The sequence below is a fragment of the Arenimonas sp. genome (genome assembly GCF_044348765.1).
GTDB lineage: Bacteria > Pseudomonadota > Gammaproteobacteria > Xanthomonadales > Xanthomonadaceae > Arenimonas.
In genome coordinates this window covers 18,701-32,339 of the sequence record NZ_JBIKSE010000001.1, presented here as the reverse complement: position 1 = coordinate 32,339, position 13,639 = coordinate 18,701, and the positions used below count along the sequence as shown (strand labels likewise).

General features: G+C 57.0%; 14 protein-coding genes and 1 pseudogene. 13 read left to right on the top strand and 2 right to left on the bottom strand.

The window, feature by feature from the left end:
* Positions 1-2 precede the first annotated feature (2 nt).
* The gene (locus ACIQ0Q_RS00180; RefSeq protein ID WP_395770937.1) at positions 3-914 is read left to right on the top strand and encodes a hypothetical protein; all 912 of its coding nucleotides are present in this window, start codon (positions 3-5) and stop codon (positions 912-914) included.
* On the opposite strand, the gene ACIQ0Q_RS00175 is transcribed toward ACIQ0Q_RS00180, so the two are convergent.
* Both ACIQ0Q_RS00175 and bioA read right to left on the bottom strand, forming a co-directional pair.
* Positions 915-1,643, bottom strand: coding sequence for a 16S rRNA (uracil(1498)-N(3))-methyltransferase (locus tag ACIQ0Q_RS00175; RefSeq protein ID WP_395770936.1), 729 nt, complete (start codon positions 1,641-1,643; stop codon positions 915-917). It lies immediately after the preceding gene.
* Positions 1,640-3,025: an adenosylmethionine--8-amino-7-oxononanoate transaminase gene (bioA, locus tag ACIQ0Q_RS00170; RefSeq protein ID WP_395770935.1), complete on the bottom strand. Its 1,386-nt coding sequence runs from the start codon at positions 3,023-3,025 to the stop codon at positions 1,640-1,642. The genes ACIQ0Q_RS00175 and bioA overlap by 4 nt, the downstream gene beginning before the upstream one ends.
* A gap of 51 nt (positions 3,026-3,076) precedes the next feature.
* Between bioA and nudE the strand changes: the two genes are divergently transcribed.
* From nudE to ACIQ0Q_RS00110, 12 genes and pseudogenes are all read left to right on the top strand, one after another.
* On the top strand, positions 3,077-3,622 hold the full coding sequence (gene nudE, locus ACIQ0Q_RS00165; RefSeq protein ID WP_395770934.1) for an ADP compounds hydrolase NudE: 546 nt from the start codon (positions 3,077-3,079) through the stop codon (positions 3,620-3,622).
* Positions 3,619-4,398 (top strand): 3'(2'),5'-bisphosphate nucleotidase CysQ, encoded by a 780-nt coding sequence (cysQ, locus tag ACIQ0Q_RS00160; protein ID WP_395770933.1) that lies wholly within the window; start codon positions 3,619-3,621, stop codon positions 4,396-4,398. The genes nudE and cysQ overlap by 4 nt, the downstream gene beginning before the upstream one ends.
* Positions 4,380-5,192 (top strand): annotated as a pseudogene (gene mazG, locus ACIQ0Q_RS00155) (nucleoside triphosphate pyrophosphohydrolase); the annotation flags it as partial. The gene cysQ and the pseudogene mazG, both read left to right, overlap by 19 nt.
* Positions 5,188-5,490 carry an Mpo1-like protein gene (locus tag ACIQ0Q_RS00150; RefSeq protein ID WP_395770932.1) on the top strand — a complete coding sequence of 101 codons (303 nt, stop codon included), beginning with the start codon at positions 5,188-5,190 and terminating at the stop codon, positions 5,488-5,490. The pseudogene mazG and the gene ACIQ0Q_RS00150, both read left to right, overlap by 5 nt.
* Before the next feature lie 71 nt (positions 5,491-5,561).
* The gene (locus ACIQ0Q_RS00145; RefSeq protein ID WP_395770931.1) at positions 5,562-6,275 is read left to right on the top strand and encodes a response regulator transcription factor; all 714 of its coding nucleotides are present in this window, start codon (positions 5,562-5,564) and stop codon (positions 6,273-6,275) included.
* A complete protein-coding gene (locus ACIQ0Q_RS00140) occupies positions 6,272-7,576 on the top strand; it encodes a sensor histidine kinase (protein WP_395770930.1) in 1,305 nt (434 codons plus the stop codon). Before ACIQ0Q_RS00145 ends, ACIQ0Q_RS00140 begins: the two co-directional genes overlap by 4 nt.
* Before the next feature lie 16 nt (positions 7,577-7,592).
* Positions 7,593-9,107 (top strand): efflux RND transporter periplasmic adaptor subunit, encoded by a 1,515-nt coding sequence (locus ACIQ0Q_RS00135; protein WP_395770929.1) that lies wholly within the window; start codon positions 7,593-7,595, stop codon positions 9,105-9,107.
* Positions 9,104-9,799, top strand: a complete 696-nt coding sequence (locus ACIQ0Q_RS00130; protein ID WP_395770928.1) for an ABC transporter ATP-binding protein — start codon at positions 9,104-9,106, stop codon at positions 9,797-9,799. Before ACIQ0Q_RS00135 ends, ACIQ0Q_RS00130 begins: the two co-directional genes overlap by 4 nt.
* Positions 9,789-11,018: an ABC transporter permease gene (locus ACIQ0Q_RS00125; protein ID WP_395770927.1), complete on the top strand. Its 1,230-nt coding sequence runs from the start codon at positions 9,789-9,791 to the stop codon at positions 11,016-11,018. Before ACIQ0Q_RS00130 ends, ACIQ0Q_RS00125 begins: the two co-directional genes overlap by 11 nt.
* Positions 11,019-11,067: 49 nt before the next feature.
* The gene (locus tag ACIQ0Q_RS00120; RefSeq protein ID WP_395770926.1) at positions 11,068-12,051 is read left to right on the top strand and encodes an isoaspartyl peptidase/L-asparaginase family protein; all 984 of its coding nucleotides are present in this window, start codon (positions 11,068-11,070) and stop codon (positions 12,049-12,051) included.
* Positions 12,051-12,173, top strand: coding sequence for a hypothetical protein (locus ACIQ0Q_RS00115; RefSeq protein WP_395770925.1), 123 nt, complete (start codon positions 12,051-12,053; stop codon positions 12,171-12,173). The genes ACIQ0Q_RS00120 and ACIQ0Q_RS00115 overlap by 1 nt, the downstream gene beginning before the upstream one ends.
* Positions 12,170-13,636: a helicase HerA-like domain-containing protein gene (locus ACIQ0Q_RS00110; protein WP_395770924.1), complete on the top strand. Its 1,467-nt coding sequence runs from the start codon at positions 12,170-12,172 to the stop codon at positions 13,634-13,636. The genes ACIQ0Q_RS00115 and ACIQ0Q_RS00110 overlap by 4 nt, the downstream gene beginning before the upstream one ends.
* Positions 13,637-13,639 lie beyond the last annotated feature (3 nt).

The window sequence follows — 13,639 nt, the reverse complement described above, 5'->3', positions numbered from 1 at the left end:
CTGTGTCGGCTGAGCATCATGGTTCTCCGTCGATCATCGATCCGGCACTTCTTCAAATCCTAGATTCAGAAGTCTCTCTTCAGCTAAGTATTATTAATGAATGGCTTGAGGGTTCAATTGTTCCTGAATGTGCTGGATATGATCAGAAGCTGTTTAATGCATTCCATGTCATAAATAGTGCTCTTTCCATTTCTGATGTCATGAATATGGCCAGTATTCTTGCATCAGCGGAAAATTTGATTCAGCGAGGCATTGCTCACGGCTTTATAGCCAATGTTGAAACAATTGCATGTTTTTCGCAGATAGCGGATGCGATACAGGCTACTCTGGATGATTTAAAACAAGGCGTAGCGCCAGGTGATTATCATGCGCTTGAGTTATGGGTCATTGAAAAACGAGATGAGCTTGCAGGTTTATCCGGCTCATTACCGGCTTCGTTTGATCTAGACGAGGGTTCCGTTGAGCAATCGACTTCAGAAAAAATTCAAATTGATGGATATGAGCTAAGCTTAGATGAGCTTGAGCGTCTAACTGATCCAAACTCTGCCTCTGAAGCATCCAGTGCTGTTACTCGCCCAGATACTCCGCCAGCAGCTTGCCCAGCGGTGTCCGAGACTGAATTGAGCCCATGCGGCGCGGATCAGCCAAGTCTGGCAGAGATAGAACGACAGCCTTCCTTCGAAGCGAATAACATCAATGCACAGCTACTAAGTCAGCTCGTAAATTTTTGCGGGGATGTCGCCATTTATTGCGCTGTCATCGAAGAAAAACTTGGAGAGCTCAAGGCTAATTTGGCTGAGGTCAATAAGCATGTCTCGCAGCTTGTTGAGAATCCAATTAGCTTAGATGCCGAGACCGAAGCCGAGACCAAAACACGAATTAACTCAATAAACAGCAATCCAGATACCCCGTGATTACCAGTCGCCGTAGTGCGACTGCAGGGCGGCAGTCACGGCAATTCCCGCGGTTTCAGTCCGTAGTACCCGTGGTCCGATTCGCAGCCCCTTGAATCCTGCAGTCTGGAGCAATCGGATGTCACGTTCGGTGAATCCCCCTTCAGGCCCGATGGCCAGAACGAGTTTTCCGTCATCCGGTATCGTCAATTCGGAAATCCCGTCTGTGGCATCAGGTTGCAGATAGTAAGCACTGGTGATACCTCCGGCATCGATACGGTGAATGGCAACCGCCGGATTCACCGCCGGAACCATTGCCCGTCCTGATTGTTCGCAGGCCGAACGCACGACGCCCTGCCAGTGTGCGAGTTTTTTATCACTGCGTTCTCCTTCGAGTTTGACCTCGGTTCGATCCGATACAATCGGCGTGAATTCGGCAACGCCGAGCTCTGTGGATTTTTGAAGGATCCAATCCATTTTCTCGCCGCGCGCGATGCTTTGATAGAGATGGATGCGGAGCGGAGATTCGTTCAGCACGGCGATTTTTTCCAGAATCAGGACACGTGCGCCGCGCTTTTCAAGACTGAGGATACGGCACGGATAGTCATATCCGTCGCCGTTGAATAGATGAAAAACATCATCGATTTCAAGACGAAGTACGCGTATAACATGGTTACTGACCATTTCCGGCAGGATCAGCTCCCGCTCAGGCTGCAGCGCCAGTTCAATGAAACTGCGGATGGTTCTCATCTGAATGCCTCGGTGAGTGCAGTGGCGGTGACGTCGGCCAGGTACCTCAGTTCCTGCTCATCGATGCAATAGGGTGGCATCCAGTACAGCACATCACCAAGAGGCCGCAGCAGAACGCCGCGGGAGATGGCATGCCGATAGGCGCGTAAACCCATGCCACCGGCAATTTCGACCGCGGTGCCATTGTCTCCGCTGGTGGCTCGGGTTTCGATCGCCAGAATCATGCCGGTCTGCCGGATTTCTGCCACGTGCGGGTGTTCCGCCAGAGGCGCAGCCAGTGCGGCCATGTGTGCCGCAGTAACGCGGTTACGCGCCAGCACATTATCTTCATCGAAGATGGCCAGCGAGGCCAGCGCTGCGGCGCAGGCTAGGGGGTTGCCACTGTAGCTATGCGAGTGCAAGAAGGCGCGTTCACGCGAATCGTCCAGGAAGGCCTCGTACACCTGTTCGGTAGTCAATACCGCGGATAGTGGCATGAATCCGCCGGTCAGACCTTTCGACAGGCACAGGAAATCCGGCGCGATGCCGCCCTGTTCACAGGCAAACAGGGTGCCGGTACGGCCGAAGCCGACTGCAATCTCGTCGGCGATAAGATGCGCGCCATGCGCATCGCAGATCGCACGTGCGCGCCGAAGATATGCTGGATGATGCATGCGCATGCCGCCGGCGCATTGGACCAGCGGTTCCAGGATCAGCGCGCTGATCTCGCCAGGGTGTGCTTCGAATATGCCGGCCAAGGCATCGGCTCGGCGGAGGGCGCAGGCTTCTGCCGATTCGCCGGGTTCGGCGGCGAAGGCATCAGGCGATGGTGCGAACAGCGGTTGCAGCAGTAGCGGTGCGTAGGTCCGGCGGTAGAGCGGGATGTCGCCCATCGATAATGCGCCCAGCGTCTCGCCGTGGTAACTATTGCTCAAAGCCACGAAGCGCGTGCGCTGCTGGTCGCCGCGGTTGCGGTGGCTGTGGAAGCTCATCTTCAGCGCCACCTCAATCGCTGCCGAGCCGTTGTCGGCATAGAATACGCGTGCCAGCGGTGCCCGGCCGGTCTGGCGCGGTGCGACCGCCAGCAGCGATTCGGCCAAGTGCAGTCCGGGCTCATGCGAAAAGCCGGCGAAGATCACATGCTCGAGCTCGCGTGCCTGAGCGGCCACTGCCTCCGCGATACGGGGTTCGGCATGGCCAAACAGATTGGTCCACCAGCTGCTGATGGCATCCAGGTAGCGGGTGCCATCCACGCCTTCCAACCAGACACCGCGCCCGCGACGAATCGGGATCAGGGGTAGGCTATTGGGGTGTTCGCGCATCTGGGTACAGGGATGCCACAGGACGGCGAGGTCGCGTCGGTGCCATTCCGCCAGATTCTGCGGTGTCTTGAATATGGACATAATTCGCCTTCCTCTCTAGCCAGCTCTGCCGAAACGCGCGACAATGAAACCATGAATTCCCTGCCTATTATCCATTCCCGCGAGCTGATTGAAAACAGCCATGGCAGGCGTGAACGCATCGATCTGGAATTCTCCAACGGCGAACGTCGTCATTATGAACGGGCACTGCATCAGGGGCATGGTGCCGTGATGATTGCCGCCATGCCCGACAAGGATACCGTGTTGCTCATCAAAGAGTATGCAGCAGGAACGCACCGTTACGAGTTGTGTTTGCCGAAAGGGCGGATCGATTCGGGCGAAACGGTCCTGGAAGCCGCCAATCGCGAACTCAAGGAGGAAGCCGGTTTCGGCGCCCGCAGTCTGCGCATCCTGCGTTCCATCACCCTGGCGCCAACCTACATGACCCATGCCATCGATCTGGTTCTAGCCGAGGATCTGTACCCCGAACGTCTGGTCGGGGATGAACCGGAAGTGCTGGAAGTGGTGCCATGGCGCCTCGACCGTCTGCATGAACTGGTACTGCGCGAAGATTGCTCGGAAGGACGCAGTCTGGCCGCCTTGCTGGTCATCAAGGAATTGGTGCAATCAGGCGCATGAGGGACTGGGCCGATCGACTTGCGGACATCGCCCGCCGTGCCGGCGATGAAATCATGACGGTGTATGCCCAGGACTTCGCCGTTACCGAAAAAGCCGATGCATCGCCCCTGACCCAGGCCGATTTGGCGGCCCATCGCAGCATTGTGTCCCTATTGCCCGAGCTTGATGGCGGCCTACCGATTCTTTCGGAAGAGTCCGCCCATATCGAATGGCCCGCGCGTCGGGCTTGGACGCGTTATTGGTTGGTCGATCCGTTGGATGGTACCCGTGAATTCATCAAGAAAAACGGCGAGTTCACCGTCAACATCGCATTAATCGATGATGGCGTGCCGGTGCTAGGCGCGGTCTATGCCCCGGCTATGGACTGGTTACTGGTCGGCGGCCATGGAATCGGAGCTCGTTGGCAACAGGGATTGCAATCCGGTATCGCCCGTGTTGTCGGTGCGCCCAATCCCCTGCGGGTTGCCGCCAGTCGTTCGCACCGCGATACGACGACCCAGGCGTACCTCGACCGCATCGGCTCGGTGGACACCGTCGGTCTCGGTTCGTCCCTGAAATTCTGTAAAATCGCGACCGGTGATGTTGACCTGTATCCGCGCTTCGGACCGACCTCGGAGTGGGATACTGCCGCCGCACAGGCCATATTGGAAGCTGCCGGCGGCGGCGTATTCACCCTGGATGGCATGCCGCTGCGTTATAACAGCAAGGAGTCGCTGCTCAATCCCCACTTCATCGCGGTTGGTGATCTGTCCATCGGCTGGCGGGATTGGCTGTGAGCACTCCGATTCAGCAACTGCTTGCGATCATGCGGACTCTGCGCGATCCGGAAAAGGGCTGTCCGTGGGATCTGCAGCAGGATTTTCGTTCGTTGGCACCGTATGCCATCGAAGAAGCCTATGAAGTCGCCGATGCCATCGAGCGCGGTGAGCCTGAGGATCTCCGGGATGAGCTCGGCGATTTGCTGTTCCAGGTGGCGTTTCATGCCCAGCTTGCCCAAGAGCAGGGTCTGTTCGCTTTCGATGATGTGGTTTCAGCCATCAACCGCAAAATGATCGGTCGGCACCCGCATGTGTTCGGGGATGCCGCCATCGCCGATGCCGCCGCCCAGACCGAGGCCTGGGAGCACATGAAGCGGGAGGAGCGCCGGCAGCGCGGCGGGGTGGATGACAGTGTTCTGGCGGGAATCACTAGCGGATTGCCGGAGTGGCAGCGCGCCAGCAAGTTGCAGAAACGTGCGGCGTCAGTCGGTTTTGATTGGCCTGACGTCTCGTTCGTGTTCGACAAATTGCAGGAAGAAGTGGCCGAGGCACAGGTTGAACTGGCCAAAGGCCGGGGCCATGATGCATTGGAAGATGAAATCGGCGATATCCTATTTGTGTGCGTCAATCTAGCGCGTCATGCTGGGGTCGATTTCGGCACCGCTCTGCGCCGGGCCAACACCAAGTTCGAGCGCCGGTTCCGTGCCATTGAAGCGCTGGCTCGGCAATCCGGAAACTCCCTGTCTGATTTGGATTTACCGGTGCAGAAAACCCTATGGCAACAGGCAAAAACCCAGGAGGCCACCAATGACCCATTTTAATTCCCTCGCCGAGTTCTATCCCTATTATCTGGGTGAGCATCAGAATCTGACCTGTCGCCGCCTGCATTTCATCGGCAGCTCCTTGGTCCTCGGCTGTCTAGCCGCCCTAGTGGTTACCGTTCAATGGCTCTGGCTGCCAGCCGCCTTGCTTTGCGGTTACGGCTTCGCCTGGGTCGGCCATTTCGCCTTCGAGAAGAACAAGCCGGCCACTTTCCGTCATCCGTTTTACTCATTCGTGTCCGACTGGATGATGTATAGAGATATCCTGACCGGAAAAATACCCTTCTAAGCCCGGTTCACACGGAAATCACCCCCCCAGGAGCATTCTTCACAAAGCTGAAGCCCTGAAAGGAGAAGCCCATGAAACGCGATACCCAGGCCGGTTTGATTCTGCTGGTTGAAGACAACCGCAGTTTGTCCGAGGTCGTTGGTGAATATTTCGAAAGCAAAGGCTTCGGCGTCGACTATGCCGGTGATGGCGTGGACGGCTACCGGCTGGGCACCAAGAACAGTTATGACGTGATCGTTCTCGATCTCAATCTGCCGCGCATGGACGGCCTGCAGGTCTGCCGCAAGCTACGCGAGGAAGGAAAAATCACTACACCGGTTCTCATGCTGACTGCGCGTGATGCCGTGTCGGATAAAGTGCTAGGGCTTGAAGCCGGCGCCGACGACTATCTGATCAAACCCTTTGCCATCCAGGAGCTGGAAGCGCGCATCCGTGCCCTGATCCGCCGTGAGCGCCGGCAGGTCAGCACCGAAGTCTACAAAGTCGCTGATCTCATACTTGATACCGGAAGTCTGCGCGCGACCCGGGGTGGGCGCGATCTGACCCTGTCGCCGATCGCCCTGCGTCTGCTCGGAATCCTGATGCGGGAATCGCCGAGAGTAGTGACCCGCCGCGACATCGAGCGCGAAATCTGGGGTGATGAATTGCCTGAGTCCGACACCCTGCGCAGTCATCTTTATAACCTGCGCAAGGCGGTCGATCGCGGTTTCGACAAGCAGCTGCTGCATACCGTGCAGACCGCCGGTTACCGTATCGTTGATTTGGACGAACAACCCAAGGCATGAGTGACCGGCACGGACTCCGGAAGAAATTCTGGACGGCCTTCGTTCTGCAGACTGCGGCTATCTGCTTCGCGGCGATTATCGGTGTCTACGGGGCATCGGTGGTCATCAAAGATATTCTGATCAAAGAGGCGCTGCAGGACGAGTCACGCCATTTCTGGAGTCTCTACCAAAACAATCCAAATGCGCAGGTACCCGATACCTTCAACATGAAAGGTTTCCTACTGCCACTGGCACAGGTCGGTGCCATGCCGGCCACCTACCGTAATCTCGGCAACGGCTACCACAGCCTCGACAAGGAGCGCGGCGGCGAGCTGATCTGGGTGGAAACTCGCGAAAACCGAAGGCTGTTCCTCATTTTCAAACAGGAACAGGTCGATGCGCTGGCCTTCTGGTTTGGCGTGGTGCCCTTGGCACTGTTGTTGGTGGTGGTGTATGCCATGGTTCTGTTCAGTTACCGGACTTCGAAGAAGCTGGTATCGCCTGTGATCTGGCTGTCCAATCAGGTTCGTAGCTGGGATCCGAAGAAGCCGGATGTGTCCGTGTTGGCGGCTCAGAAACTACCTGATGATATGGACAATGAGGCCAAGGTTCTGGCAGAGGCCTTGCATGATTTCGGTCAACGCATCGGTCAGTTTGTCGAACGCGAGCAGAACTTCACTGCGAACGCGTCACACGAATTGCGTACACCGCTGACAGTCATCCGCATCGCTAGCGACATGGTCGCCGGAGAAAGCTGTCTGTCGCCGATGGCTCAGCGTTCCATAACCCGTATCCAGAAAGCGAGCCAGGAAATGGAGTCGCTCATCGAAGGCTTTCTCCTACTAGCGCGCGAAGACGATTTTGGACACAGCGAACAACCGTATTGGATATCCGAAGCCGTTGCCGAAGAGGTCGAGAAGGCGAAACTGTTGCTGAACGGTAAACCGGTCGAATTGACGCTTGAAATCCTTGCCGATTTCCGCATCGATGTGCCTTATTATGTGGTTTCGACCGTGATCGGCAATTTGGTGCGCAATGCCTGCCATTACACCGACCGAGGACATATTGATGTATGTGTCAGTGCAGGCAAGCTGGTGGTAAGTGACACCGGTATTGGCATGAACGCACAGCAGCTCGAGCGCGTGTTCGATCTGTTTTATCGCGGCGAAACCACCAATTCCGGTGGCAAGGGCATTGGCATGTCGCTGGTTAAGCGCTTCTGTGACCGCTTCAGCTGGCGCATCGAGCTGACCAGCGCGCCTGACCAGGGAACCGTTGCGACCCTTTTGATCCCCGATGCATCCTATTCCGAATTGACATGATACAGGCCGCAAATCCATGAGTATGAAACCGTCAGGACGTTCCCTCGGCAAAATCGCCATCGTCGCCATCGCAGTCTTGGCAATATGGTTCGGCTACCGCAGTTTCAGTGACGGCGGTGAAGCTTCCGAAAGCCAGTACCGTACGGAGCCCGCACAGGTCGCTGATCTGTCTTCCAGCATTTCAGCGACTGGTACGCTCGGTGCTACCGCTACAGTCGAGGTCGGCACCCAGGTTTCCGGTACGCTGCAGACGGTCGAGGTCGATTTCAATGACCAAGTCAATCCCGGCCAGATTATTGCCCGCATCGATCCGTCGACTTTCCAAGCTCGTGTTGAGCAGGCCGGCGCCGCTTTAGCCAGTGCCCAGGCCGGTTTGGCTGAAGCCCGCGCCTCCGCTGTCAATGCCTCACGCGATTTCGAGCGCAAATCACAATTGGCGACCAAGCAGTTGATTTCAAAAACTGACCGTGACATTGCCCAGGCTCAGAATGCACAGGCGCAGGCGCGTGTCCAATCCGCCCAGGCCCAGGTCAGCCAGCAGCAGGCCAATCTCAACAGTGCGCAGCTAGATCTGGCCAAAACAATCATCCGTTCGCCGGTCAAAGGCACCGTGCTCGCGCGCAATGTCGAGCCCGGCCAGACTGTTGCCGCCAGTTTGCAGACGCCTGTGCTGTTCAAGATTGCCGGTGATCTGAGCGAAATGGAAATCGTGCTGGCCATTGACGAAGCCGATATCGGTCAGTTGCAGGTCGGTCAGGAGGCATCCTTCACCGTGGATGCCTTCCCCGATCGCAACTTCCGTGGCAAGGTCAAGCAAATTCGATTGGCCGCCAACAACGTGTCCAACGTGGTAACGTTTCCGGTCGTCATCGACGTAAATAATGCCGACCAGGTTCTTTTGCCCGGCCTGACCGCCACCGCACAGATCATTACCAGCCGCAAGGCACAGGTACTGACCGTTCCGAATGCCGCACTGCGGTTCCGTCCGGCTAGCGCCGCTGCCAACTCCGGTCCATCCTTCGGTGCGCCGATGCAGGCCGCACCGCCGTCGATGGAAGAACGAAGCAAACGCATGCAGGGGCAGTTAGATGCCATGCGCCAGTTTCTGGTTCAGAGCAAGGCCGAGCCAGCGGTGCTGGCGAGTTTCGATGCTTCGGCTGAAGCCTACAAACAACAGGCCGCGCGCATGATGCAGCGTTTTGCCCAGGGTGCCGCAGCTGGTGCATCCGGTGGGGCCGCTCCACAGGGCATGACTGGGGGCGGTAATGGCGCACGCCGTTTCGCCGATCGTTTTGCTAAGGCCTTTGAAAGTGTGCGTGCGCAGCTATCACCGGAACTGCAGCGTCAGTGGGACCAACAGATCCAAGCTCTATTCAATGCCAAACGCGCTACCGTATACGTGCTCGAAAAAGGCGAACCGGTTGCAGTTGAGATTCGCCTCGGCGTTTCCGATGGTAGTCGCAGTGAAGTCATCGGTGGCCTGAAAAGCGGCCAGCAAGTCATCGTCGGAAGCGCGCGCAGCACGCCATGACAACGCCGGTCATTGATATCCGCGGGCTCAGCAAGGTCTATGCGCAGGGCACCGAGGCACAAGTCGATGCGCTGAAACAGATTGATCTGCGCATTCTGCCGGGGGAGTTCGTCGCCATCATGGGCGCCTCCGGTTCCGGTAAATCCACGCTCATGAATGTTCTGGGATGTCTGGATGCCGACTATACTGGAAGCTACCGCTGCGATGGTATCGATGTGCACAGTCTCGACAAGGAGGCGCTGGCTAAGCTACGGCTCGGCAAAATCGGGTTCGTATTCCAGAGCTTCAATCTACTCAGCCGGATGGATGCATTGCACAACGTCATGATGCCCCTATCCTATGCCGGAATTCCCTTGGCTGAACGCCAGCCGCTGGCGGAAACTGCCCTGCATGCCGTCGGTCTGGGCGGCCGCATGCACCATAAACCGGGTGAGCTTTCCGGTGGCCAGCAACAGCGAATTGCTATTGCGCGCGCACTGGTCAACCGGCCGCCGATGATTCTTGCTGATGAACCCACCGGAGCACTTGATTCCAAAACCGGCGCTGAAATCCTGGCGCTGTTCGAATCCCTCAAACAGAAGGGACATACCATCATCCTAATCACCCACGATGAGCATGTTGCGGCCCATGCCGATCGCATCTGTCACATGCTCGATGGCGTACTCACCGAGGAGCCGGAAAATGTGGCTTGATACCTTTCGAACTGCCGTATCTTCCCTGCGCGGAAACTGGCTGCGCAGCGCGCTCACGTCTCTCGGCGTCATCATCGGTATTGCTGCCGTGATTGTCATGGTCTCGGTCGGTCAGGGTACCCAGAATGAAATTGAAAAGATGGTTTCCGGGCTTGGCGCCAACCGGCTGGATATCAATTCCGGATCCTCCCGCTCCGGCGGCGTACGTTTCGGTTCCGGTTCGCGGATGACACTGACCCAATCCGATGCCGAGGCCATCCGCCAGCAAATTCCGGAGGTAGCGTATGTCACTTCCAGTCTGCGCGGCGGCACCCAGGTGGTGTATGCCGAGAACAACTGGTCGACCAGCTGGCAGGGCATTGAACCGGATTATTTCGCTATAAACGAGTGGCAGGTTGCCAGTGGTAGCCCACTGCAGGATTCCGATTACAAGTCGGGCAGCAAGGTCGTGCTCATCGGTGAAACCATTCGCCGCGAACTATTCGGGGAATCTGAGGCCATTGGTGAGAGCATTCGCATCGGTAAAACGCCGTTCCAAGTTGTCGGTGTGCTTGAAGCTAAGGGGCAGGGAGGCTTCGGTCAAGACCAAGATGACGTGCTTTTGGTTCCGCTGGAAACGGCACGCCGGCGTCTGGCAAGTAGTAATACACTTCCCGGCGGTGTTCAACAAATTACTTTGGGTGTGGCGCGCGCCGAAGACCTTCCCTACGTCCAGGAGCAAGTGGAAGTACTGATGCGTCAGCTGCACAAAATCCAACCCGGCGCCGAAGATGACTTCACTGTCCGCAATATTGCTGAAATCATCGCTACCCGCACCGAAACCACGCGCATCATGTCATTGTTGCTCGGTGCTGTAGCCAGCATCTCGCTGATCGTTGGAGGTATCGGCATCATGAATATCATGCTGGTGTCAGTGACCGAGCGCATCCGTGAAATCGGATTGCGCATGGCGGTCGGTGCCGGGCCAAAAGAGGTGCAACGTCAATTCCTGACTGAAGCCATGTTGATTTCGGTTGGAGGCGGTCTGATCGGAATATTCATCGGGGTCGGATTTTCGCTACTGGTCGAGAAAATCGGCGCTTTGCCGGTGGCCTTGAACTGGAAGGTGATTTCCCTGGCCGCGGTCTGCTCTATGGCAACCGGACTTTTTTTCGGCATTTACCCAGCCCGCAAGGCGTCCCAGCTTGATCCGATCGAGGCGCTCCGGCATCAGGGCTGATTGCGACAGGATTGGGTATGATGGAAGCCTGCCAGTCGGGATAAAAAGCATGAAATCCATCATAATCGCCGGTATCCTTCTCATGTCGTCTGCCGCCGCTGCATCGCCGAAAACCGCGCTCGTCATTCACGGCGGTGCCGGGGTCATCACCCGGGCGCAGCTCTCGGCTGAAGATCAGATCGGCTACGAAAAGGCGCTGAACGCCGCGCTTGATGCCGGCAATGCCGTTTTGCAGCGTGGCGGTAGTGCCCGTGATGCAGTCATCGCCAGTGTGACCGTGCTGGAGGACTCCCCGTTGTTCAATGCCGGAAAAGGCGCGGTCTATAACGCTGAAGGCGGTCATGAACTGGACGCGTCACTCATGGAGGGGCATACCGGAAAGGCTGGTGCCGTTGCCGGGCTGCGCACCATCAAAAATCCCATTCTGCTGGCCGAGGCAGTGATGCAGCATTCAACGCATGTGCTGTTAGCAGGTGAGGGTGCCGAGCATTTCGCCGATACCCGCAAGGATATCGTGCGCGTGGCACCAGAATACTTCGATACCGAGCATCGCTATAAGCAACTAATGAAAGCCAAAGCTGAAGAACGGCAGACCGTCTCGACCGATTTGAAGGGCAAGTATTTCGGTACTGTCGGTGCGGTGGCATTGGATCGCAATGGTCACATCGCAGCCGCCACATCGACCGGTGGCATGACCAACAAACGCTGGAGCCGCATCGGTGATTCGCCGATCATCGGTGCCGGCACCTATGCCAATGAACAATGCGGAGTGTCCGCAACCGGCTGGGGTGAATTTTTCATCCGTGCCGTCGTGGCCCATGATATCTGCGCACGCATGATGTACCGCGGCGACTCCCTGGCCCAGGCCGCGGAAGAGGTTCTGCTGAAAGTCGTTCCAGAAATGGGCGGAGACGGCGGCGTCGTCGCACTCGACCGGGACGGCAATGTTTCCCTGCCGTTCAATACCGAAGGCATGTACCGCGGCTGGATCAGGCCGGACGGCAGTCGTGGCGTAGCAATTTTCAGCGATTGATGCGCACTCTCCTGCTTATAATGCTGTTCGCGGCCCTGGGCTATCTGCTCGGCATGAATGCCCTGAAAATCCTCAATATCGAACAATCTGGCGACACACTCATTCTGGAGAATAATCCATGAGCGACATCCTAATCGGCAAAGGTGAACAGCAGGTTTCCCTGCTTGCCAAATACGGCAACCGTCATGGCCTGGTGGCAGGCGCCACCGGTACCGGAAAATCGGTTTCGTTGATGGTGCTTGCCGAAGGTTTTTCGCGCCTCGGTGTACCGGTGTTTATGGCTGATGTCAAAGGCGATATCGCCGGGCTTGCCATCGCCGGAACCATGAATGAAAAAATCCAATCGCGTGTCGCCGACATCGGCATTCCCGATTATGCCAATGAAGCTAGTCCTGTCGCGTTATGGGATCTTTACGGAAAGAAAGGCCATCCGGTGCGGACCACGGTTTCCGAATTTGGCCCTGATCTGTTCGCACGCGTACTCGAGCTCAATGAAACCCAGGCTGGTGTACTCGATATCGTCTTCAAGCTGGCCGATGATGACGGCCTGCTGTTGCTGGACCTGGAAGATCTACGTGCGGTCCTCAACCATGTTTCCGAAACCAAAACCGAGGTTTCCGCCAAATACGGACTAGTTTCGCCGGCATCAGTTGCCGCCATCCAGCGCGCATTGCTGCGTCTTGAGCAGCAGGGAGGCGATCACTTCTTCGGTGAACCCGCGCTGCAACTCTCGGATATCATGCTACGGCACGCCTCTGGGCGGGGCATGATCAACCTACTGACTGCCGACCAGCTCATCCTGCAACCGCGGCTCTATTCCAGCTTCCTGCTCTGGCTGCTCAGCGAGTTGTTCGAGACCCTTCCGGAAGTCGGCGATCTCGAGCAGCCGAAACTGGTATTCTTCTTCGATGAAGCGCATTTGCTGTTCGGTGACATCCAGCCGGCGCTGCTGCAACGGGTCGAACAGGTGGTCCGCCTTGTGCGTTCAAAGGGCGTTGGCGTGTATTTCTGTTCGCAGAACCCCGATGATATCCCGGACAACGTCCTCGGCCAGCTCGGCAACCGCATCCAACATGCCCTGCGCGCCTATACCCCACGCGACCAGAAAGCGGTGCGTACCGCAGCCGAAACCTTCGTGCCGAATCCGAAAATCGATGTCGCCAAGGTGATTTCCGAATTGGCTGTCGGCGAAGCCCTGGTGTCGACACTGCAGGAAAAGGGCATTCCGATGCCGGTCGAGCGCGCCATCATTTGTCCACCACGCTGCCGTATGGGTGCCATTACTGAGACTGAACGCCAAGCTGTTCTGGCACAGAGTCTGTTGGGCGTCAAGTATGAACAGCAGATCAACCGGCAATCGGCCCGTGAAATGCTGAGTCTGCGGGTACAGGTGGCGCCAGCCGCTGCGGAAGCTACGACCAAGGCGGGCAAACCAGAGAAAGCGACTAAGCAAGAACCTGGATTCCTGCAGGAAATCCTGTTCGGAAATGGTCGTCGACAGGGGGTCATTGAACAGGAAGCCAAGTATCAGGCTCGCAAGCTCATGCGTGGAATTCTGGGCGGCCTATTGGGCAAAAAACGGTGAATC

Coding starts and splice junctions, on each gene's coding strand:
- ACIQ0Q_RS00175 (WP_395770936.1), bottom strand. CDS start 1,643: ATGAGAACCATCCGCAGTTTCATTGAACTGGCGCTGCAGCCTGAGCGG.
- bioA (WP_395770935.1), bottom strand. CDS start 3,025: ATGTCCATATTCAAGACACCGCAGAATCTGGCGGAATGGCACCGACGC.
- nudE (WP_395770934.1), top strand. CDS start 3,077: ATGAATTCCCTGCCTATTATCCATTCCCGCGAGCTGATTGAAAACAGC.
- cysQ (WP_395770933.1), top strand. CDS start 3,619: ATGAGGGACTGGGCCGATCGACTTGCGGACATCGCCCGCCGTGCCGGC.
- ACIQ0Q_RS00150 (WP_395770932.1), top strand. CDS start 5,188: ATGACCCATTTTAATTCCCTCGCCGAGTTCTATCCCTATTATCTGGGT.
- ACIQ0Q_RS00145 (WP_395770931.1), top strand. CDS start 5,562: ATGAAACGCGATACCCAGGCCGGTTTGATTCTGCTGGTTGAAGACAAC.
- ACIQ0Q_RS00140 (WP_395770930.1), top strand. CDS start 6,272: ATGAGTGACCGGCACGGACTCCGGAAGAAATTCTGGACGGCCTTCGTT.
- ACIQ0Q_RS00135 (WP_395770929.1), top strand. CDS start 7,593: ATGAGTATGAAACCGTCAGGACGTTCCCTCGGCAAAATCGCCATCGTC.
- ACIQ0Q_RS00130 (WP_395770928.1), top strand. CDS start 9,104: ATGACAACGCCGGTCATTGATATCCGCGGGCTCAGCAAGGTCTATGCG.
- ACIQ0Q_RS00125 (WP_395770927.1), top strand. CDS start 9,789: ATGTGGCTTGATACCTTTCGAACTGCCGTATCTTCCCTGCGCGGAAAC.
- ACIQ0Q_RS00120 (WP_395770926.1), top strand. CDS start 11,068: ATGAAATCCATCATAATCGCCGGTATCCTTCTCATGTCGTCTGCCGCC.
- ACIQ0Q_RS00115 (WP_395770925.1), top strand. CDS start 12,051: ATGCGCACTCTCCTGCTTATAATGCTGTTCGCGGCCCTGGGCTATCTG.
- ACIQ0Q_RS00110 (WP_395770924.1), top strand. CDS start 12,170: ATGAGCGACATCCTAATCGGCAAAGGTGAACAGCAGGTTTCCCTGCTT.